Origin of the sequence: Macrococcus armenti (assembly GCF_020097135.1) — a bacterium.
Classification (GTDB): Bacteria; Bacillota; Bacilli; order Staphylococcales; family Staphylococcaceae; genus Macrococcoides; species Macrococcoides armenti.
This window is the reverse complement of the sequence record NZ_CP083608.1, coordinates 1,034,802-1,056,378: the sequence shown is the minus strand read 5'-3', so window position 1 is coordinate 1,056,378 and position 21,577 is coordinate 1,034,802. Positions and strand designations below refer to the sequence as shown.

The window sequence follows — 21,577 nt, the reverse complement described above, 5'->3', positions numbered from 1 at the left end:
ATCTATTCATTTTAAGTTTACATAATATGATTATTGGATTTTTAAAATTTTTATACACAACTATTTTTTTATACGTTATAATAAGTTTAGTTAATAATTACTATTAGTACCTACTCACAAAGGAGACTTATTATGACGATTGCTTTACTATTAGCTCTTTCGTACTTACTTGGTGCAATTCCTACTGGTTTAATCGTTGGCCAGCTTTTGTATAAAAAAGACATTAGAAAATTTGGTAGTGGAAATTTAGGTGCAACCAATACATTTAGAGTGCTTGGGAAAAATGCAGGTATTTTTGTTACCATATTTGACGTTGCAAAAGGCGTACTTCCAGCAACATTCCCATTATTATTTAATTTAGACGTACACGGTATTTGGTTTGGTCTCGCTGCAATATTAGGACATGTTTACCCTATATATTTAAAATTTAAAGGCGGTAAAGCTGTAGCAACAAGTGCCGGAGTTATTCTAGGTGTTAATCCTATTGTATTCACAATCATTGCAGTTATCTTTTTTACATTATTATTTACTACGAGAATGGTGTCATTAACGAGTATTTTTACAAGTATTGCTAACTTTATAACGACTTTATTTTTTGATGATATCATCTTAAAAGTAATATCATTTGCGTTGATGGTATTAATCGTCTATCGCCATAAATCTAATATTGCACGAATTTTAAATGGAACAGAACCAAAAATATCATTTAAAAAATAATATAATTGCAATATAAAACCCGGCCATATCAGTTAGTCGGGTTTTATATTAAATTACTTCTCCGATAGTTCCAAATACTTTTCATGCCAATCTGGATAATATCTATCCAGTCTTACGGGCTTCTCACTTCCCTTTTTAATAATCACATGCGTCGTCTTACCTGTTGCAGCAATAGATCCATCTTCTTTAATTACTTCATAAGCATATATGGTTTTAAGCTTACTATATTGGTCAATCCACGTTTTTACGATCACTGACTCAGGATACGTTACAGATTGCTTATATTTGACTTGAACATCAAGAACGGGTGAAATTAGGCCTTCATCTTCCATAGATTGATAATTAAATCCTGCTTTTTTAATGAAGTCTGTACGACCAACTTCAAACCATACTAAATAATTAGCATGGTAAACAACACCCATTTTATCAGTTTCTGCATATCGAACATCGATTTTCTTTTCAGTAATATACATCTTAATTCTCCTTTATGTAAGCTCAAAACAATAATATCAAAAATATCAGAGAAAAACAGGAGTGAATATTTAAATCACCCCTGTTTATAGAAATAATATTATTCAGCAAGTTTTCCTCGAAGTACCATTTGAAGAATTCCACCATGGCGATAGTAATCAATTTCCACTTCTGAATCGAAACGTGCCAATGCATTAAATTCAACTGTTGTTCCATCAGTTTTTACAGCTGAAACTTTTACTTCATCACGAGGTTTAATGCCTTCATGAATTTCAACAGAGAACTTTTCACTTCCATCTAATCCAAGTTTTTCTGCTGAATCACCTTTTAAGAATTGTAATGGTAATACACCCATCATCACTAGGTTAGAGCGGTGAATACGTTCATAGCTCTCAGCGATAACAGTTTTAACACCTAATAAATTTGTACCTTTAGCAGCCCAGTCACGACTAGATCCCATACCGTAATCATTACCAGCAAGAACAACTAATCCAGTACCATCAGCCTGATATTTCATACAAGCATCAAATATCGGCATTACTTCACCTGTTGGCCAGTAAGTCGTAAATCCACCTTCAGTTCCAGGTGCAATTTGGTTTTTAATACGAATGTTGGCAAATGTTCCACGCATCATTACTTCGTGATTACCACGACGTGAACCATACGAGTTAAAGTCACGTATTTCTACACCATTTTCTCTTAAATACTTTCCTGCAGGCGTATCTTTACCGATAGCACCAGCTGGTGAAATATGGTCAGTCGTTACTGAATCACCGAATTTCCCCATAACACTTAAGTCTTTTAAAGGCTCAATAGCACCAGGCTCTTTTGAAAGACCTTCAAAGAATGTCGGGTTCTGAATATATGTTGAACTTGGATCGAAGTCATATAATGCTCGATCAGTAGATTCAATTTTATTCCACATTTCATTTGAATTAAATACATTCTCATATTCTTTGCGGAATAGTTCAGGTGTTACTACAGAATGTACTTCATTTTTAACTTCTTCAATTGATGGCCAAATATCTTTCAGGAATACATCTTTACCATCATGACCTTTTCCAATAGGGTCGTTTTGTAAATCGATATCAACAGTTCCTGCTAAGGCATAAGCTACAACAAGTTGTGGTGAAGCTAAGTAGTTCGCTTTAACTAATGGATGAATACGACCTTCAAAGTTACGGTTTCCTGATAATACAGATGTTACAAGTAAATCTTCTTTAGAAATCATGTCCTCGATTTCAGGTAATAAAGGTCCTGAGTTACCGATACAAGTCGTACAACCGTATCCTACAGTATTAAAGCCTAGCTCACCTAAATATTTCTGTAAGCCAGAATCTTCAAGGTAGCCTGTTACGACTTTTGATCCCGGAGCTAATGATGTTTTAACATAGGCAGGAACTTTTAGTCCTTTTTCAATTGCTTTTTTAGCAACAAGTCCAGCCCCTAACATAACATAAGGGTTTGAAGTATTCGTACAAGATGTAATTGCTGCGATTGCAATATCTCCTGTTTTCATTGTAACTGTTTTTCCATCTGATAACGTTGCTGTTGCAGTTTTATCAAACTCTGATTTATTTAATCCATGACCTTGATTTCCTGCTTTAGCAGTAACGGACTTAACGAATTCTTTTTTCATGTCGCTTAATTTGATTAAATCCTGAGGACGTTTCGGACCAGAAAGTGACGCTTCTACAGTTGATAAATCTAAATTCAGCGTATCCGTATAAGTAGGATCCTCTTTATCTGTCGTGAAGAACATATCGTTTTTCACTAAATATTCTTTTACAAGCTCAATATGTGCTTCGTCTCGCCCTGTCAAACGCATATAATTTAATGATTCTTCATCAACTGGGAAGAAACCACAAGTTGCACCGTATTCAGGTGCCATATTCGCAATAGTTGCTCTATCTGCTAATGGTAAATTCACTACACCCGGTCCATAAAACTCAACAAATTTACCTACGACACCTTTTTTACGTAACTCTTGAGTTACACGCAATGCTAGGTCTGTCGCTGTTGCACCTTCAGGTAATTCACCAGTTAATTTTACACCGATAACTTCAGGGACAGGGAAATATGATGGTTGTCCAAGCATGCCCGCTTCTGCTTCAATACCACCTACACCCCATCCGAGTACACCGATACCGTTAATCATAGTTGTATGTGAATCAGTACCTACGAGTGTATCCGGGAAAGCAACTTGTTCACCTTCAACTTCTCTTACATGCACAACGTTAGCTAAATATTCTAAGTTTACTTGATGCACAATACCTGTTGCAGGAGGTACTGCACGATAGTTATCAAATGCCTTAGTTGCCCAGTTTAAGAATTGATAACGTTCTTTATTGCGCGCAAATTCTAACTCCATATTGCGTTGCAATGCTGATTCATTACCGAAAGCATCCACTTGAACTGAGTGGTCAATTACTAAGTCAACCGGTACTTCTGGATTAATCTTAGTAACATCTCCACCAACATCATCCATTGCTTTACGAAGCGATGCTAGATCAACTACAGCTGGAACACCAGTGAAGTCCTGTAAAATAACGCGCGAAGGTTTAAACGGTACTTCTGCATTCGGATCGTTCTTTTTACCCCATTTCACTAAATGCTTAATATGCTCTTCATTAATTACACGTCCATCATATTGTCTTAATACAGATTCTAATAATACTCGAATCGAATAAGGTAACTTCTTAATTTCACCTAAACCAAGTTCTTCTAGTGATTTCAAACTGTAAAATGTGTAACTTTTACCATTCAGGTCAAATGTCTGTTTAGCAGCTTGCTTTAAATTTGAATTCATACTGGTTCCCCCTATTGATTATTAAAGCCTTTACAATATTATTTTAATCAATTATTAAATAGAAGTAAATATTATCACATTCCAAATAAGCTATATATAATTATAAGTTTTACTTATATATAAAAACAGACATAAATTTAATAATAAATTTATGTCTGTTACAAAGTTTATTTGGTTATTGATTATCTACTTCAAAATCAGATGAATTCGTTTTACGAAATTTCTTATCCGGTTTTAATGTTAAACCTATTCTCATACGTTCAGCATTTCCATCTTTATATAACGCATAAAGCATCAGAATTAATACAAATGAGAATGGAAAAGCTGCAATGATTGCAGCACTCTGCAATGCACCAAGTCCACCTGCATATAATAATACAGCTGCAATAATACTTTGTGCCAGTCCCCAAATTACTTTAATATAATTTGCAGGTTCCAGCGACCCGTTTGTCGTTTGCATACCGAGTACAAACGTAGCTGAGTCAGCTGAAGTAATAAAGAACGTACAAATTAATAACAACGCGATTAAAGATAATCCCATCGCCATTGGCATATGTTCAAAGATTGCAAACAGCTGTGTTTCTACTGCAAGTTTGCCGATGCTCGGGAATTTCTTGAAGATTTCAATACCACTTACGCCAAACACACTAAACCAGAGCATACTGATCAATGTCGGTACAAGTAGAACCCCAATCAGAAACTCACGAATCGTACGACCTTTCGAAACACGTGCGATAAATATTCCAACGAATGGACTCCAGCTCATCCACCAACCCCAGTAATAGATTGTCCAGCCATTCATCCATTCACGTTTTGATTTATCTAACGGTGCCGCATCAAAACTCATTGATAGGAAATTTTGAAGCAGATTCCCGATAGAAGTCGAGAACATGTTCATAATTAAAACTGTCGGTCCAATAAATAAAACAGCAAATAATAATAACGTTGCGAGACCAATATTCACGTTACTTAATATTTGTATCCCTTTAGATAATCCACTCCATGCACTTACAAGGAATAAAACTGTTACAACAACGATAATAATCATCTTTGTTGATATATTATTTGGTACATCAAATAAGAAATGTAAACCACCATTGATCTGCTGAGCACCCATACCTAATGAAACTGCAACCCCTACAACAGTAGCAAATACTGCAAGTACATCAATGATTGTTCCGATAAATCCATCTACTTTATCGCCGAGTATCGGTCTTAAAGTTTTTGATAGTAACCCAGCTTCACCTTTTCTGAATTGTGCATAAGCAAGCCCTAACGCTACGATGCCGTATGTAGCCCATGCATGAAAACCCCAGTGAAAGAATGTGTATCTGAAAGCGTCTTTCATTGCGCCATCTGTTTCACCACTACCTGTCGGTGAATTAATAAAGTGGCTAAGTGGTTCTGCTGCACCATAGAAGACGAGTCCAATACCCATACCAGCACTAAATAACATCGCAAACCATGACATTGTACTGAACTCCGGCTTATCTGTCGGCTTCCCTAGCTTTAATTTTCCAATTGGACTTAAAATTAAAAATAGACAAGCAAAGACAAATATAGATGTAATCATTACATAGTACCAACCAAAGTACTGAGTAATAAATGCGTTAACTTTACCAGTAACACTTTCAAATCCTTCTGGCGATATTACACCAAACAAAACAGTAATTAATACAAAAAATAATGCAATGTAAAATACAGAAGTAAGTTTTTTTCCGTTTACCATACATTTCTCCTTTCAAAATTAAATTATAAGTAAAACAGTTTTAAGTATAACAAACGATATATAACTTCACAAATGATTGAAATTTAACAAAATTCAATTTAGGAAAATACTATTTACATAATATTTATTAAAAATAAATTGATTTTTAAAATGTAACATTGTAAACTTATGTTTATTAGGAGGTGACTATACATGTCATTATTAAAAGAATTTAAAGAGTTTGCGATTAAAGGAAATGTATTAGATTTAGCTGTAGCAGTAGTAATTGGTGCTGCATTTGGTAAAATTGTATCATCTTTAGTAGCAGATGTTATTATGCCTATTATCGGTCTTATTTTTGGAGACACGGACTTTGCTTCAAACTGGGCTTACAAAGGAATCAAATATGGTGTCTTCATTCAATCAATTATCGATTTCTTAATCGTTGCAGTTGCAATTTTCATCTTCATCAAATTAATCAACAAATTAACGCGTAAAAGTGAAGTTGAAGAAGTTGAAGAAGCAGTGGAAGAAAATACTGTGTTATTAACAGAAATCAGAGATTTATTACGCTCTAAATAAAATAAAATCACTGCTCAAATGAGCAGTGATTTTATTTTTTATATGGACCTTCTTTAATCATCGTTTTAACATCTTCAACGATTTCAGCTTTCGGAAACTTTTTATCTCCAGTATCTTTGCCTGCATAATCTTTAATGATCATTCCATTTTGGTCTACGAGATAGAAAGAAGTTCCGTGCGTTGCCTGATCATTTGCTTCTGTTGGAGGAACAACAATCGTCTTGAAATTTTCCTCAGCAAATTGTCTAATAAATTTCTCATCATAGTTTGTTACTGCTCTCCACACGTTTTTTGGTGGATTATGCTGGTTTATATATTCATGAATTTTAGATGGCGTATCACGTTTTGGATCTACACTAAAACTGATAACCCCATAATCTTTCGAACTTATACCATCTTTTTCTAATTGATCTACAACAGTACTCATATTATATGTCATCGGCGGACAGACTGTTTCGCAATTCGTGAATATAAAATCAACTAACCATACTTTACCTTTCAGATCCTTATTTGAGATTTCTTTACCTTTGTCATCTGTACCTGAAAACTCACTTATTGTATTACCATATAAAGATTTAGGTTCTAATCTTGAATTACTACATGCACTCAAGATAATAACTACAGTCAAAATTAAAAATGCACTTAACTTCTTCATATTATCCTCCTTTACATACTCAATAATAACTATAACAAAATTAATATTATTTAAAAGTATCTCTACATATTAAATTTTGACATAGTTGTTACAATTACTTAAAAACGAAGGACGTGTTACTCTCAAATCCATCAGTAGTAACTTTCAGCATCGCTGGAATCGTTTCTTTGAGAGATTGTACATGACTGATAATACCAATCAACTTACCACTTTGCTGGAGTTCAATAAGCGCATCTACAGCAGTATCCAACGTCTCCTGATCAAGCGTTCCAAACCCTTCATCAATAAATACAGATTCTAAATTTATTCCACCTGACTGCTGCATAACATAATCACTTAAACCAAGTGCTAAACAAAGCGAAGCAATAAAAGTCTCTCCCCCTGATAAAGATGATATATCCCTAACACGATTCGCATGAAAATCATATACTTCTATTTCCAGACCACTTCGCTTTCTTGCATCCGCTTCAACTTTTCGTACGAGTTCATATCGATGGTGTGACATTTTTTTTAGACGTTCATTTGATAATTTTAATATTTGTTCTAAATAATATATGAGCACGTAATTTTCGATAGAAAGCTTAAGCTCATTTTTACCATTTAGAACTTCATACAACTTCATTTCTGAAACGATATCTCGCATATGGTTGTTATATTCACTATATTCGTTTTCTAATTGATTAATTGCCTTAAGCATGATTTGTAAATTATTTTTATCTCCATTTACTTTTTCAAACACTGCATTTTTTTCTTCTTTTTGCTGTTCATAATCTTGCTGTAATTTAATAATATCTGGACGTGTTTTACCTTCTAGCACCGTTTCATATTCATTTTTTAATACTTCAAATTGTTTAAAATCATTTTCAAACGTTTTTACTATGTGATTGAGTTCATTAAGAATACTCTCTATATTTTCACTCTCATATTGAACTGAAATATCATCAGGTATATCATAATTTCGTTTTGTGCTCTTTCTTTCTTCTAATAGTTTATGATTAATCATAAGCATATCCGATTGATGTTCAATCGTCTTATTGCTGTTAGTTATAGCTTTAGACGTATTATCAATCGAGATTTTTAATTGATTTACTTCGTCGATATATTTCTGGTATTCTTTCTTTTTATGAATATAATACTGCTCGAATGACTCATAGCTTTCAAATGTTGTTTCACTTATAAACGATTCATATTTCGCTTTCATAACAGGTAACATTGCGAGATCAACGTTTAATTTCTCAATGTCAGATGAAATTGATTTTATTTTTTTCTCAAATTTCTCACTTTCAGTCTGCTTTTCATTATATATAACTTTTAATACTTTAACATCTCGGTCGTTTTTTTCTTTTATTTTTTTATTTTCTTCAATTGTTTTATCAGTTTTTTGAATAATTTCTTCTAATTCTTTCAATTGCATTTGATTGACTGATGAAAATTCTATTGATGCAAGTTTTTCTTCAAATTTATCACATTGTTCATTTTCCCATTTAATCTTATTCGCTAAATTATTCATTTCACTTTCATTTAATTTTTGTTCAGTCACTAGTTGGTGGTATTTGTCATGTGAAATATCATTGATTGTAAGTACCTTATTATTGCACACAGGACAGTTTTGACCTTCTTTCAATTGACTTTTAATAACATCTATTGAATGCATATCAAATTCTACATTACCAAAATTAAAAGTATCGATCTCTTTTTGAATAACTTGATAATTCTCTTGTAATGCTGACATCTGATTTTGACGTTCAATTATCTTTAATTTTTGAAGTCTGTATTCATTTAGTAATTCAGATTTTTGCTGTTCCTGAGAAATAACTTCATTAATTTTTATATTGTTTTCTAATTGTTCCAAATATAATTTTTCATTTACTTTAATTTCACCCTTAATCATTTCATACTGATTCTGAAGTTGTATTTTCTCTTTCTTATATTTATCAAGCGTTGTTAATCGTAATTCCAATTGCTTAATTTCGTCTGCGATTGATTTATACTGCACATTTAAAAACCTTTTATTTGAAATTAAATAATGATTTAATTGCTCCATTTCATTATCGCGTAATAATCTTTCTTCATATTCCGCTTCAAGTTCCTGACGTTTCACATTATTTTTCTGAAGATTATCCTTCTCTGTTTGAATGGTTTGATTGATTTCAGCAATCTTTATTTCTAGTTCCTCAATTTCTTTTTTAATTTTATAGTAAGCATCAAGTTGTGTTAACTGTTCAATTAATGCTCTCTTCGAATCTATCGATGATTGCTGCTTTTTTAATTTATTATACGAATCTCTATATTGCTCAAGTTTATTATATTGTTCATTTAATTTTTCACCGCTTTGTAGTGCTTCTAATTTTTTATTGAGTTTAGATTCTAAATCTTTTAATCGTTCAACATCATTTCTATGTAACATTAATTCGGCATCATAATATTGAAGTAATGTATCAATTTGTTTACCGTAATCAATCATTTCGTTCGGAAGTTCAATATCAAGATGGCGTATCATTAATTCAATTGAATGTTCATATCGCTTTTTTATTTCAATTTTATCGTCAACTTTTTCTTTTAATTTCTTAACCATTTCTTCTAAATACTTCGTATTAAATAGCGTTCTCAATATATCATTTTTACTTTCACTATCAGACACGAGAAACTTTTTGAATTCCCCTTGTGGTAAAATAAGAATTTGTCTGAACTGATCTGCATTTAACTTAACGATAGATTTTATTAATTCATTCGTTTCTGACTTTTTATGTGTACTTATTTTTTCTTTGATTTTATCATTACATTCATAAAACTCTAATCTTGACTGTATCGGAGTTTTTTTTCCTTCTTTTACGTGTGGTAAGTTTCTGATTACCTCATACTGTTTATTCTGTATGGCAAATAAAAACCGTATGTATGATTCTTCATGATCTTGCGCGTGCTGATTTCTAAGCGCTTTAAAGTTTCTGGATTGCGTAGACGCTGTGCCATATAATGCAAACATCATCGCATCGAATATAGTAGTTTTACCAGCGCCAGTCTTACCAGTAATTAAAAATAAAGCATGATGTTTTAATTGTCTGAAGTCAATAATTTCTTTTTTAAATGGTCCAAAATTGTTTATTTCAATTTCAATCGGTCTCATCATTCATCCTACTTTCATTAATTAGCAAATCAATTAATTCTTGTTGCACATCATTGAGCGGTTCATCTGTCATATCAAAATAAAATTGTTTAACAAGTTCAGTTTGAGAAAGTAGCTGAACTTCTTTTTGCTGATACTCAATATTCAGCTTTTCTGTTTTATGTTTCAATTCTAATAAATAAGGATAAATTTGCTTTAATTTGAACATTGGTTCTGAAACATGCTCCATATTTGATAATTCAAACTTTAAATAAGAATCTTGACTGACACAAAGTTTTTTATTAACAGCATCGTCATATGTACCTTCCGCATACTCTAAATTTCTTGGAGGGTTTAATGGGATAAATCGAACGCTTTTATCCTCAGTATCAAATAATCTAAATCCCTTTCTCTGATGCACTTCATCAAATGAATATTTCATAATACTACCACTATAAAACACTTTATCATCTTTAATCGCATCCGGTGTATGCAAGTGTCCCAACATTACATAGTCAAACGATTTAAATAGATCAAGATGTACATTCTCAATTGTGCCTACTGATATTTCCCTTTCAGAATCTGTTGTATTACCACCTGAAACAAATAAATGGCTTACCATAATATTAAGTTTGGCATTGTTAATACGTTCTTCGATTCTGTTTATTATCGCTTTATATGTATCATGATGCGTCTTAATCGTATCATCTTCAAAATAAAGACGTGCTGTAGCAGGTTCTATATATGGAACAAGATAAAAATCAATATTATCAATTGATACAGGATCAAATCCATCTTCAATCGAAGTACTAATATAAAGATTCAGCATCTTCATCCACGCTTTACCATGACCAAGTCGTTCCGGACTATCATGATTCCCGCTAATAATTAATACTGGTTTCTGTAATTTTTGATTCAAATTATAAATAAATGTTTCATATATACCCATCGCTTCCTTTGAAGGAATAGATCTGTCATATATATCTCCGGCAATTACTATAATATCAACTGATAATGCTTCAACTTGCTTTACTAATTCATCCAGCAATTGTGATTGCTCATTTAACAAACTTTGCTGGTTTAACGTCTTTCCAATATGCAAATCACCCAAATGCATAATTCTCATAAGCTCACCTCAAATATATTATACAAAAAAACACATCCCATTGCTGAGATGTGCTGATAATGATAAGTTTATAAATTATTTATTTTCGAACAAAAGTTGTTCTGTGCGATCAATAAGCTTTGCCGATTTAATTGACGTTAATGCACCTGAGTTCGTTGCTAAGTAGTCTGCACTAATGAACATTTCCATTGCCTGCATAACTTCTTCTTTTGTGATATTTTCTTTTGGATTTGTAATTGTAAGTGCATATGTTTTACCGAATTCTGTACCAAAATTCATTTGTAAAGTTTTCATTATGATTCCCCCTTATTAAATTTCTTTCTTTTCAATTTTATTAATCGCAATATACATTTCACCTGTTAAATTTGAAATCAATTGTGCGAATGCTTTTGATTCAGCATCAGAAATTTGCAATTTCACTTGATTAAATCTTCGTGACTTTAAAATAGATTTACCTTCATCTGTTACAGATTGAACAAAAGTAAGTTCTAAAATAATATCTTTTATCATGTTCTCACCTCCTTTGCACAATATATATCGAATGAACTGAATAACATGGACACATCATTTTTAGTTCTATATAATATGTAATGAGGTGATGACGTGAACGACTGGTTTATTACGTTAATTTTTTTATGGTCGGTATTATTTATGGGCCTATTAACTATTGGTGGATTTTTTATGTTCCGTAAATTTCTGAAAAGAATGCCTAAACAAGATGGAAAAAGTGAGTTGGATTGGCAGGAGTATTATATTAAAAAAGCGCTCCCATTATGGAACGATGAGGCAAAGCATTTACTAAATGAACTCGTAAGTCCGGTTCCTGAACTCTTCAGACAAGTTGCGAAAGAACGTATCGCAGGGAGAATTTCAAAAATTGCCCTTGATGAAAATGCAAAAACAATAACACTAGATCACATATTAAGGGGTTATATTATCGCTACGCCTAAACGTGACCATCCTTTCATGAAGAAAAAATTGAACCAGATGAATATTGACTATGCACCATACGAAGATTACTTTAAATATGCAGATGATGAAAAAAGGAAATTCTCAATATTCGAACATTCTGAAATCGTTAATAAAGAAAAACAGTCGTAATTTTATTACGACTGTTTTTTTAATGAATGTTCAATTTTTTTGAATTTCATATACATTGCAATTCTCCATGGTACAATCATACTGAAAGCAAGCAGGAAGAACATGCCCCCTAATTCACCTGCATGAATCGTACTACTTAAAAAGAATTTCATTACTGTTCTGATCACTAATAATGAAATCAGAATTAAAGGAAATAGTTTAGAACGTTTCATATATATTTGATTATTTTTCACTTCAAAATTAGAAGTGAAGATTAAAAATAATGAAAAAAACATTCCTACAACAACCGCTTCTAATATTTCCATAGGTGTTAATCTAAAATAAGGAAATATGTACATCAAAGCGCCTGTTGCCATAAAAAATGGCGGCAAAATAATTTTTTTAGCATTTGTTGGATAATTTTGTGCTTTCATCCTTACGATAATAACAGTAATACCCATAAAAAGGGCGACAAGCATAGATAAAACAAAATACATACCATTTCCACCTTTAACTAAAGTACTGGTTAATTACAGATAATTTATTAAAGAATAATAATAATCCCATGATTATCATTATAACCCCGCCAACTTTAGTTAACAACTGACTATACTTTTTAAGGAAATTAATTTTAGTAATAAAGAATGTCAGTAAGAAAAACGGAATACAGAAACCAAGTACATACATAATCATATAGATTAATGCTAATGAATGATTTACTGCAGCCATTGAAAATATAACACCAATAATCGGACCCATACATGGTGTCCAACCAGCCGCAAACGCAATCCCAACTAAAAATGTTCCAAAAAATCCGGCCGGCTTATTTTTAAATTCAAACTTATGATTGGACATTAGAAGCTTTGGGTTGAATATACCTAATGTAATCAATCCAAATATAATACATAACAAACCACCAATCATTCGAATCGTATTATCATATGAAATTAAAATATCTGAGATAAATCCTATACCGACACCTAATGAAATATAAACCACTGAAAAACCTAATAAAAAGAAAACTGTATGTATCATAGCATTTTTGTTTAGTTTTGAATCTTGTAAATCATTATACCCAACACCAGTAATATACGATAAAAACGCTGGATAAATCGGCAATACACAAGGAGAAACAAAACTAAGTAACCCCGCACCAAATGCTACTGCAATTGTAATATCTCCCACAATATAACCTCCATTCCTTTCTATTCTATCAAAGGTGACGATTGAATTGTTTAATGATTTTGAAAGATATGTGACATTCTTATTAATATTATTATATTCAACAAATCCTATATTATGATATATTTGTAGTAATAGTGAGGAGGCAACAAAATGAATAAAAAAATGATGATTACGACTGTATTTTTATGTATTTTAACATTAACAGCATGTAATAAAGAAAGTGAACCAGAAATTAAAGCAACAACATCGAAGGAACAACAGAGTAATGTCATTAAAAAGCATGAAGTAAAGCCAGATAAGAAACTATCCGATAAAGCCGAAAAGAAAATAAAGGCGGCTAAAGAAAGAGGTAAATCGTTAATTGACACACCTTCAACAGAAACACCAACTACTGAAGCACCTACGACAGAAATTCCATCAACCGAAGTACCAGTTGAATCTTTACCTCAAGTAGAAAATCAACAACCGGAAATAATTGAACAGGCGCCTGATCAAAACGCTCAGGACCCAAATATACAACAAAGTCCTTTACCTACTGAAGGTGAAAACACTATCGAACAACCTTCAATAAATCAGGAAGTGCAAGACGAGAGTGTTACAGAAACAACTATAGAAGCACCTGCTCCAACAACAGATCAAGTACAATAAAAATACCGTGATGTTGATATCTTCAACATCACGGTATTCATTCTATATGAACAAAGTCATCAGTAATTTCTATTTAAGGTTTTGATTCATATTACGGTTCATCATCTGCATCATTTGATTAATTTTCTTTTGAGATGGCTTTTGACCCATTTGCATCATCATCATACGTAACATCTCTTCATTAATAGGTGGATTTTTCTTTAAGTAATCCATCATATATTTTCTCGCTAAGAAGAAACCACCCGCTGCACCTGCTATAAGTGCAAGTATTACAATAAATATCCAAATTCCAGTAGTCATTTGTTCACCCACTTTCTCATTCCTATAAAATTTTACTAAAAAGCATCATATATTTCAATAAGTTTTTAATAATATAATACGGAGCAAGTCGATATTATACTCACTCCGTAAATATTGATATTTAATTATTATTTCATATTTAAGATTTCATTTACAACGTTTTCAGAAGTAAATCCATATTTCTCCATTACAAGCTCTCCAGGCGCACTCGCACCAAATGTATCAATACCAATAACTTTGCCACCTAATCCAACATATTTATACCAACTGTCAGTTGCTGCCATCTCTATCGCGATTCTTTTTGTAATTGAAGGAGGCAGTACTGTTGTTTTATATGATTCATCCTGTGCATCAAATTGCTTCGTATTTGGCATTGATACGACTTGAACTCCTTTTCCTTGCTGTTCTAAAGTTTTAGCTGCTTCAATAGCTAAGTTAACTTCAGAACCTGTTGCTATAATTAAAATTTCAGGTTTTTCAGATTGATATGCGATATATCCACCACGTCTGACACCTTCTTCTAATTTATCCTGATTAATATCAATAACATCTAGATTTTGTCTTGTTAATACTAAAGCAGTTGGCGTTTCTTTAGATTCTAATGCTATCTTCCATGCAACACGTGTTTCATTACCATCAGCAGGTCGAATAACATTTAAATTCGGTATCGCTCTTAATCCCGCAAGTTGTTCGATTGGCTCATGCGTAGGTCCATCTTCACCAACTGCGATTGAATCATGCGTAAATACATAAGTTACTGGTAATCCCATAAGTGCAGATAAACGAACTGCAGGTTTTAAATAGTCACTGAAAACAAAGAATGTTGCACCATAAACTTTAAGTCCACCATGGGCTGCCATACCATTTAATGCTGCTCCCATTGCAAACTCTCTCACACCAAACCAAATATTCTTACCTTCTGGTGTCTCGGCTGAGAAGTCACCAGTTCCTTTTACGTTTGATTTATTTGAAGAAGCAAGGTCTGCAGATCCCCCGAAGAATGACGGTACTGTTTTTGCAATCGCCTGAATCATATCTCCACTCGTAGCACGTGTAGCCGCGCTTGAATTAACTTCATAAGTAGGGAACTGCTCAGCATAGTTTGTATGTAACTCACCAGCAATATCATTTTTAAATTGCGTCGCTAATGATTTATTGTCTGTTTCAAACTGTTTGAACGCTTCGTTCCAGTTATTTTCTTTTTCATTTGCACGTTTTAACATCGTTTCCTGGAATATTTCATACACAGATGGATCGACGTGGAATTTTTTATCAGCATCTAAAGCATATGCTTCAAACACTAATTTACGCTCATCAGCGCCTAAAGGTGATCCATGTACTCCATTTGTACCTTGCTTGTTTGGTGAACCATATCCGATAATCGTTTTCACTTCGATAATTGTTGGTAAGTCACTCTCTTTTGCTTTTACAATTGCTTTATCAATTGCTTCCAGGTCATTTCCGTCTTTAACGAGAATGTGCTGCCAGCCGTAACTTTCAAATCTTCCTTTAATATCTTCCGAAAACGATTTATTTAATTCACCATCCAGTGAAATATCGTTTGAATCATATAGTGCGATAAGTTTATTTAATTTAAGGTGCCCCGCTAAACTCGCTGCTTCATGAGAGATACCTTCCATCAGATCACCATCTGAAACGAGTGCATACGTATAGTGATCAACGAGTGTATCATTGTACGTTGCAGCAAGATGTTTTTCAGCCATCGCCATACCAACACTCATCGCAAAACCTTGCCCAAGAGGACCTGTTGTAATTTCTACACCTTTCGTATGGCGATATTCAGGATGTCCAGGCGTTTTTGAATCCCACTGTCTGAACTGTTTTAACTCTTCGATTTCCAGTCCACCTGATACATGTAAAAGTGCATATAATAATGCAGATCCATGTCCAGCAGACAGTACAAATCTATCCCTGTCAAAGAAATCGTGTGAAGCGGGATTAAAGTTTAAATGGCGCGTCCATAATGTATAAGCCATTGGTGCTGCACCCATCGGTAAACCTGGATGCCCAGAATTCGCCGCTTCAATTTGGTCAATACTTAAAGCACGAATAGTATCTACTGCTAATTGATCTTTTTCGTTAAACATAAAAATTCTCCTATCTATTGATTATTTTAATTTATTTTGTTTCTGAATATTTTTTAATTTTTCAGGTGTTACATCATTACCTTCCGGGTCAATTACTGTAGTATTTTCAATTGTCTTCTTGAAGGAATGACGGAATGACTGTAAATATTCTTTTCTTAACTTTGTTTGTTCTTTACCTTCTTCTTCTGTTAATCCTACTGTTTTCTTTTTATTTGCTAATTCATTGATACGTTTTATTTTTTTTTCATCTAACATTGAATTCATTCCTTTCATTATAAAGATACCAAAAAAAACGAGTGAAACCAACTGGCTTCACTCGTAATCCAATATAAAATAGAGTTAATTTACAACACCTAATACTTCACCATTTGATACTGGATCGTGATACACGTCCGAATGGGGTAGCTTCGTTTGATCCTGTTCCCCTATTTGTTCTGTAAATCCCGGTGCATCGTTATAATAAATTGCTTTTGATTGTTCGATATATAATATAGTAAAGACTGAGATCATCAAAAATAATACGAAACATAGCATAAATTCCTTAGAAATTCTAATTGTCATATTAAATTCCTCCTAGAACATTTGTTTGTATTTACACTTTAACAGAACACTTGTTCTATGTCAACAAAAACACGAACAAATGTTTGTTACATACGAACGTATATGCTATAATACAATTAACACCACATATAAGGAGTGTTTAATATAATGAGAGAACTTACAAAAAGACAAGAAGAAATATATGAATATTTAAAACATATTGTATCAACTAAAGGCTATCCCCCTAGCGTTAGAGAAATTGGTGAAGCAGTTGGTTTAGCGTCGAGCTCAACTGTTCATGGTCATTTATCCAGACTTGAAGAAAAAGGATATATTAAACGTGACCCTACGAAGCCTCGTGCAATTGAGATTGTTTCAACAGATGCTACTGAAAATTTTTCTGAAGCGACGATACACGTACCAGTTATCGGTAAAGTAACAGCTGGTATTCCAATCACCGCTATTGAAAATGTAGAAGAATATTTCCCGCTCCCTGCCCATTTTACTTCAAGTCATAATAGCGATATTTTTATTTTAGAAGTCGTTGGTGAAAGTATGATAGAAGCTGGTATATTAGATGGTGATAAAGTCATCGTCAGACGTCAATCAATTGCCGAAAATGGTGATATTATCGTTGCCATGACTGAAGATGATGAAGCTACAGTGAAGCGATTCTTTAAAGAAAATAACAGATACAGACTACAACCTGAAAACCCATCTATGGATCCAATTTACTTAGATGCTGTTACTGTTTTAGGAAAAGTTGTCGGCCTCTTTAGAGAGTTTTAGATTGTAACGAGTCAATATGAATAATCAAAAAAGTCACCAGACATTCTGGTGACTTTTTCATTTACCTAATATAATTTTTACTTGCTCTAATATATCTTTATGATCTTTTTTCTTAGTTTCTTTCATCTTACTATCCCCTTACTGTTCTATACCTCTCAATACCCGATAATGTATAACAGTAATCATTGAAACCTTGTATTTCTCATTTCTTTCTATTCGAAAATCCGAAAATTGCCAACCCTGCTATAAGTAAAAATAACGTTACTTGGTCATTTATAAGTTCAACACCATATCTCAAAATGAATAAAATCAATACATAACTAAAAACTAATGTTAATTTCATGTTTACTCCACCTCATTTATTCATATTACCATAAATATTTCATTGACGAATAAAATAAATTAAAGTATTATTTAAATCGTAATAATTACGATTGGAGATTAAAAATATGAAAAAGCCTTTTATAATCGGTTCAGCAATTACTTTATCAGTTCTACTTTCAGGCTGTAACCAGGACAAAGATAAAAATGAAGCAAAGAAAACTCAAACAGAGCAACACGAACATAAAAAAGATGAAAACAGCGTACATGAACATGACCACAAACACGATCATAAGCATGAACATGACCATGGCCATCACATGAGTGATGCTGATAAAAAAGTTTATGAAGGATACTTCGATGATTCAGCAGTTAAAGATAGAAAATTAACAGATTGGGAAGGTAGCTGGCAATCTGTTTATCCATTTTTAAAAGATGGTACACTTGATGAAGTTTTTGAGCATAAAGCAGAAGATCAGAAAAAGTCTGCTGAAGATGTAAAATCTTATTATACAACTGGTTATAAAACAGATGTATCACATATTAAAATTGGTGAAAAAGAAATAACATTTACACAAAATGGTGAAAAGCATAAAGGTGAATACGAATACGATGGTAAAGAGATTCTGACATATGAAAAAGGAAATCGTGGCGTACGTTATATATTTAAGCGTGTATCAGGCGATGATAAAGCACCTAAATTTATTCAGTTCAGCGATCATATTATTGCACCAGAAAGAGCACTTCACTTCCACATTTACATGGGTGATGACAGAGCAGAACTACTCAAAGAACTTGAAAACTGGCCAACATATTATCCAGATGATTTAAGTGCAAATGAAGTTAAGGAAGAAATGTTAGCGCATTAATAATAAAACAACCCCGAATTCATATGAATTCGGGGTTGTTCGTATATAATTATAACCAAACATTAAATGTATGCATTAATAGTATTACTGCAGTCAAGACTACAAATAAACTCGTATAGACTTTACGTGATTTCACATGACCTATTAGCATGCTCATATATAAACCAAGCAATGTTAACGCATATAGCAGTAGTTTTACATAAAGATTAATCTGCCCTCTCCCATTAATAGATGGTATAAAATAAAGCAAAATAAGACATAAGACAAAAATTACAAATAAGATTCTTTTATACATTTCTATCTTCACATCACAATCACATTAAAATAATGTCCATCTAAGTCAGTGAACATCATGCCATAATAACCATTTTTCATCGATGGTTCAGCAAGTACACTTCCCCCTGCAGTTTTCACAGAATGATTTAATACATCTACTGACTCATTATTAGAAAAATTAAATGAAACGATCATTTCCGGCTTATCAGAAATACTTTTTACTTCAGTGCCTATAAAACCTTCAAGTATATCATTTCGAAAGACACAAATTGTCTGATCACCGATTTTAAATGCTCCAATCGTTTCATTGTTACTTCGTTCTTCAATAATTTCAAAACCGATTGCTCGGTAAAAATTAAGTGCTTGTGCTACATTACGCACAGGTAAATTCAGCCAGTAATTACTCATAACGCTCTCCTAATGTATATTTATTAATGGAACACTTGATTTAATCACTTGATTTGAAATGATCAACTGTTTTAATTCGTCAGCAATATCGAGTTGATCCAAATGTTCAAAATCAAGCCATGCATAAGGATGGCTCACTTTAAATGTTTCATTATTTCTCGTATTAAATACAAATGCTGTATCATGAACTCGTGATTCAAAGATAAAACCTTTAAAAGTCTTTTTTTCCTCTACAACAAATAAAATACCGCCTACTTTTATGTTTTTATTCAACTTACGTGCAAACTGTTCTGCTGTTTGCTTTATCGTATGCTGACCTTTTTTAACGATACCTGGCAGTTTCATTTCTTTATTGCCAGTATCCTGAATTAATATTTTATCTTCAGTTGTAATCAGCAATGAAGCTGTAATTTTATCTTTCATTTCAATACTCCCTTGTCACTTATGTTCATAATATTATACCATATGACGCGCGGATGCAAAACAATACCCCGAACAATAACTTCGTTATTGTTCGGGGTATTGATGTTCAATCGTTTTACCAACTTGCTTTTTTTACACCAGGTAATTGCCCTTTATGTGCAAGCTCTCTTAAAGCGATACGTGATAGTCCAAACTTACGATATACACCACGCGGTCTTCCTGTCATTTGGCAACGGCTAGTCAATCTTGACGGAGAAGAATCTCGTGGGAGCTTACTTAATGCTGTGTAATCCCCTGCAGCTTTTAGTGCAGCACGTTGTTCTTTATATTTTTCTACAAGTTCCTGTCTTTTAAGTTCTTTTGCAATTTTTGATTTTTTAGCCAAATAATCTCTCCTTATTAATTGTTTAATGCTTTATCAATTGATTTAATATTTTCTTTCATTAAGTCCTGATATGTTACATCTTTTTTATCGTCTTTCGTTAAAACAGCTAAATTATGAAACTTTGCTGTTTCAATTTTTGTTTTATCTTTGATGATGTCTGCTGTTTTTGTCGGAATGTTCTGTTCATATAAAATAACAGAAGCTTTTGTTTTATCAATATTATTAATCATATTAATAATATCACTTTGAGATGGTTCTTCGTTATTCATACCAGAAACACCTTCTTGCTTAAATCCGTAACGGTGTGCTAAATATCCTAATGAATCGTGAGAAATGAATACTGTATCATGTTTTTTATTTTTTGTTACTTTCTTCATTTCCATATCGATTTCGTCTAAATCTTTAATTAGCTTTTTATAGTTTTCTTCGTATACTTTTTCATTTGCTTTATCTTTTGCGATTAATTCATCTTTTATTTGTTTCGCAAATGCTTTGTTTAATACAGGATCTAACCAAATATGTGGGTCATGTGCCCCGTGATCATGACCTTCGTGATCGTGTTCATCTTCATGTGCTTCATGATCGTGGCCATGTCCTTCGTGATCATGATCATGTGCTTCACCAGCAATCATATCTGATTCTTTAATCGCTTTATCAAGTGCGACTACTTTTGTTTTATCCTTAACAACTTTATCTATCTTTCCACCCACAGCATCTAAAGCCTCACCTGAATAAATAAATAAGTCAGATTTTGCAATTCGCATTGTATCCTTTTGTGTTGGTTCGAATGAATGGATATCAATGCCTTGTGGGTAAATAGATGTAACATCTACATGGTCACCACCAATTTGCTCAATAATACTTTTATAAGGAAATACTGTCGTATATACCTTTAACTTGCCATCACTTTTTTCTTCTTTACTTCCACAAGCAGCTAATAAAACTAACATCGCTACTAATAATAATGAAAAATACTTCTTCATTGCTTCATCTCCTATTTCGTAATCGTTACGTTTTAATATTCTATACTCAATCCAAATAAATTGCAACAGTTAATAAATACAATGATATAAG

24 protein-coding genes are annotated in these 21,577 nt (G+C 32.8%); 6 read left to right on the top strand and 18 right to left on the bottom strand.

Annotation, left to right across the window (positions count from 1 at the left end; all coding sequences use genetic code 11):
- The first annotated feature begins 129 nt into the window (after positions 1-129).
- Positions 130-717: a glycerol-3-phosphate 1-O-acyltransferase PlsY gene (gene plsY, locus LAU42_RS05440; protein ID WP_224184746.1), complete on the top strand. Its 588-nt coding sequence runs from the start codon at positions 130-132 to the stop codon at positions 715-717.
- 53 nt (positions 718-770) lie between these two features.
- On the opposite strand, the gene LAU42_RS05435 is transcribed toward plsY, so the two are convergent.
- The 3 genes from LAU42_RS05435 to LAU42_RS05425 form a co-directional block, all read right to left on the bottom strand.
- Positions 771-1,190, bottom strand: coding sequence for an acyl-CoA thioesterase (locus LAU42_RS05435; RefSeq protein ID WP_224184663.1), 420 nt, complete (start codon positions 1,188-1,190; stop codon positions 771-773).
- Between the two features lie 98 nt (positions 1,191-1,288).
- Positions 1,289-3,997 carry an aconitate hydratase AcnA gene (gene acnA / locus LAU42_RS05430; RefSeq protein WP_224184662.1) on the bottom strand — a complete coding sequence of 903 codons (2,709 nt, stop codon included), beginning with the start codon at positions 3,995-3,997 and terminating at the stop codon, positions 1,289-1,291.
- A 175-nt stretch (positions 3,998-4,172) separates the two neighbouring features.
- On the bottom strand, positions 4,173-5,726 hold the full coding sequence (locus tag LAU42_RS05425; protein WP_224184661.1) for a glycine betaine uptake BCCT transporter: 1,554 nt from the start codon (positions 5,724-5,726) through the stop codon (positions 4,173-4,175).
- Between the two features lie 192 nt (positions 5,727-5,918).
- Between LAU42_RS05425 and mscL the strand changes: the two genes are divergently transcribed.
- Positions 5,919-6,287, top strand: a complete 369-nt coding sequence (gene mscL / locus LAU42_RS05420) for a large conductance mechanosensitive channel protein MscL (RefSeq protein ID WP_224184660.1) — start codon at positions 5,919-5,921, stop codon at positions 6,285-6,287.
- A gap of 31 nt (positions 6,288-6,318) precedes the next feature.
- On the opposite strand, the gene LAU42_RS05415 is transcribed toward mscL, so the two are convergent.
- The 5 genes from LAU42_RS05415 to LAU42_RS05395 all read right to left on the bottom strand — a co-directional run bounded on the left by LAU42_RS05415 (position 6,319) and on the right by LAU42_RS05395 (position 11,681).
- On the bottom strand, positions 6,319-6,942 hold the full coding sequence (locus LAU42_RS05415) for an SCO family protein (RefSeq protein WP_224184659.1): 624 nt from the start codon (positions 6,940-6,942) through the stop codon (positions 6,319-6,321).
- A gap of 94 nt (positions 6,943-7,036) precedes the next feature.
- Entirely contained in the window at positions 7,037-10,069 is a 3,033-nt protein-coding gene (locus LAU42_RS05410; RefSeq protein ID WP_224184658.1) for an AAA family ATPase, read from the bottom strand.
- A complete protein-coding gene (locus LAU42_RS05405; RefSeq protein WP_224184657.1) occupies positions 10,053-11,171 on the bottom strand; it encodes a metallophosphoesterase family protein in 1,119 nt (372 codons plus the stop codon). Before LAU42_RS05405 ends, LAU42_RS05410 begins: the two co-directional genes overlap by 17 nt.
- A gap of 75 nt (positions 11,172-11,246) precedes the next feature.
- The gene (locus LAU42_RS05400) at positions 11,247-11,465 is read right to left on the bottom strand and encodes a DUF2922 domain-containing protein (RefSeq protein ID WP_224184656.1); all 219 of its coding nucleotides are present in this window, start codon (positions 11,463-11,465) and stop codon (positions 11,247-11,249) included.
- A 15-nt stretch (positions 11,466-11,480) separates the two neighbouring features.
- Positions 11,481-11,681, bottom strand: a complete 201-nt coding sequence (locus LAU42_RS05395) for a DUF1659 domain-containing protein (RefSeq protein ID WP_224184655.1) — start codon at positions 11,679-11,681, stop codon at positions 11,481-11,483.
- Between the two features lie 93 nt (positions 11,682-11,774).
- Between LAU42_RS05395 and LAU42_RS05390 the strand changes: the two genes are divergently transcribed.
- Complete coding sequence (locus tag LAU42_RS05390) at positions 11,775-12,272, top strand: DUF2621 domain-containing protein (protein ID WP_224184654.1); 498 nt, start codon at positions 11,775-11,777, stop codon at positions 12,270-12,272.
- Between the two features lie 5 nt (positions 12,273-12,277).
- Here LAU42_RS05390 and LAU42_RS05385 read toward each other — a convergent pair whose 3' ends face one another.
- Together LAU42_RS05385 and LAU42_RS05380 are read right to left on the bottom strand one after the other, a co-directional pair.
- Complete coding sequence (locus LAU42_RS05385) at positions 12,278-12,748, bottom strand: CcdC family protein (protein WP_224184653.1); 471 nt, start codon at positions 12,746-12,748, stop codon at positions 12,278-12,280.
- 13 nt (positions 12,749-12,761) lie between these two features.
- On the bottom strand, positions 12,762-13,439 hold the full coding sequence (locus tag LAU42_RS05380; protein WP_277602383.1) for a cytochrome c biogenesis CcdA family protein: 678 nt from the start codon (positions 13,437-13,439) through the stop codon (positions 12,762-12,764).
- Between the two features lie 147 nt (positions 13,440-13,586).
- Between LAU42_RS05380 and LAU42_RS05375 the strand changes: the two genes are divergently transcribed.
- Complete coding sequence (locus tag LAU42_RS05375; RefSeq protein ID WP_224184651.1) at positions 13,587-14,084, top strand: hypothetical protein; 498 nt, start codon at positions 13,587-13,589, stop codon at positions 14,082-14,084.
- Between the two features lie 69 nt (positions 14,085-14,153).
- Here LAU42_RS05375 and LAU42_RS05370 read toward each other — a convergent pair whose 3' ends face one another.
- The 4 genes from LAU42_RS05370 to LAU42_RS05355 all read right to left on the bottom strand — a co-directional run bounded on the left by LAU42_RS05370 (position 14,154) and on the right by LAU42_RS05355 (position 17,053).
- Positions 14,154-14,384: a YneF family protein gene (locus tag LAU42_RS05370; protein ID WP_224184650.1), complete on the bottom strand. Its 231-nt coding sequence runs from the start codon at positions 14,382-14,384 to the stop codon at positions 14,154-14,156.
- 128 nt (positions 14,385-14,512) lie between these two features.
- Complete coding sequence (gene tkt, locus LAU42_RS05365) at positions 14,513-16,492, bottom strand: transketolase (RefSeq protein WP_224184649.1); 1,980 nt, start codon at positions 16,490-16,492, stop codon at positions 14,513-14,515.
- A gap of 21 nt (positions 16,493-16,513) precedes the next feature.
- On the bottom strand, positions 16,514-16,747 hold the full coding sequence (locus LAU42_RS05360; RefSeq protein ID WP_224184745.1) for a DUF896 domain-containing protein: 234 nt from the start codon (positions 16,745-16,747) through the stop codon (positions 16,514-16,516).
- Positions 16,748-16,831: 84 nt separating this feature from the next.
- A complete protein-coding gene (locus LAU42_RS05355) occupies positions 16,832-17,053 on the bottom strand; it encodes a hypothetical protein (protein ID WP_224184648.1) in 222 nt (73 codons plus the stop codon).
- Between the two features lie 147 nt (positions 17,054-17,200).
- Between LAU42_RS05355 and lexA the strand changes: the two genes are divergently transcribed.
- Together lexA and LAU42_RS05345 are read left to right on the top strand one after the other, a co-directional pair.
- Positions 17,201-17,821 carry a transcriptional repressor LexA gene (gene lexA / locus LAU42_RS05350; protein ID WP_224184647.1) on the top strand — a complete coding sequence of 207 codons (621 nt, stop codon included), beginning with the start codon at positions 17,201-17,203 and terminating at the stop codon, positions 17,819-17,821.
- A 449-nt stretch (positions 17,822-18,270) separates the two neighbouring features.
- Positions 18,271-19,011 (top strand): metal-binding protein ZinT, encoded by a 741-nt coding sequence (locus LAU42_RS05345; protein ID WP_224184646.1) that lies wholly within the window; start codon positions 18,271-18,273, stop codon positions 19,009-19,011.
- Positions 19,012-19,314: 303 nt separating this feature from the next.
- Here LAU42_RS05345 and LAU42_RS05340 read toward each other — a convergent pair whose 3' ends face one another.
- From LAU42_RS05340 to LAU42_RS05325, 4 genes are all read right to left on the bottom strand, one after another.
- Entirely contained in the window at positions 19,315-19,695 is a 381-nt protein-coding gene (locus tag LAU42_RS05340) for a VOC family protein (RefSeq protein WP_224184645.1), read from the bottom strand.
- A 9-nt stretch (positions 19,696-19,704) separates the two neighbouring features.
- Positions 19,705-20,118, bottom strand: a complete 414-nt coding sequence (locus tag LAU42_RS05335; RefSeq protein ID WP_224184644.1) for a hypothetical protein — start codon at positions 20,116-20,118, stop codon at positions 19,705-19,707.
- A 115-nt stretch (positions 20,119-20,233) separates the two neighbouring features.
- A complete protein-coding gene (gene rpsN, locus LAU42_RS05330; RefSeq protein WP_224184643.1) occupies positions 20,234-20,503 on the bottom strand; it encodes a 30S ribosomal protein S14 in 270 nt (89 codons plus the stop codon).
- A 14-nt stretch (positions 20,504-20,517) separates the two neighbouring features.
- Positions 20,518-21,486, bottom strand: coding sequence for a metal ABC transporter solute-binding protein, Zn/Mn family (locus tag LAU42_RS05325; RefSeq protein ID WP_224184642.1), 969 nt, complete (start codon positions 21,484-21,486; stop codon positions 20,518-20,520).
- Positions 21,487-21,577 lie beyond the last annotated feature (91 nt).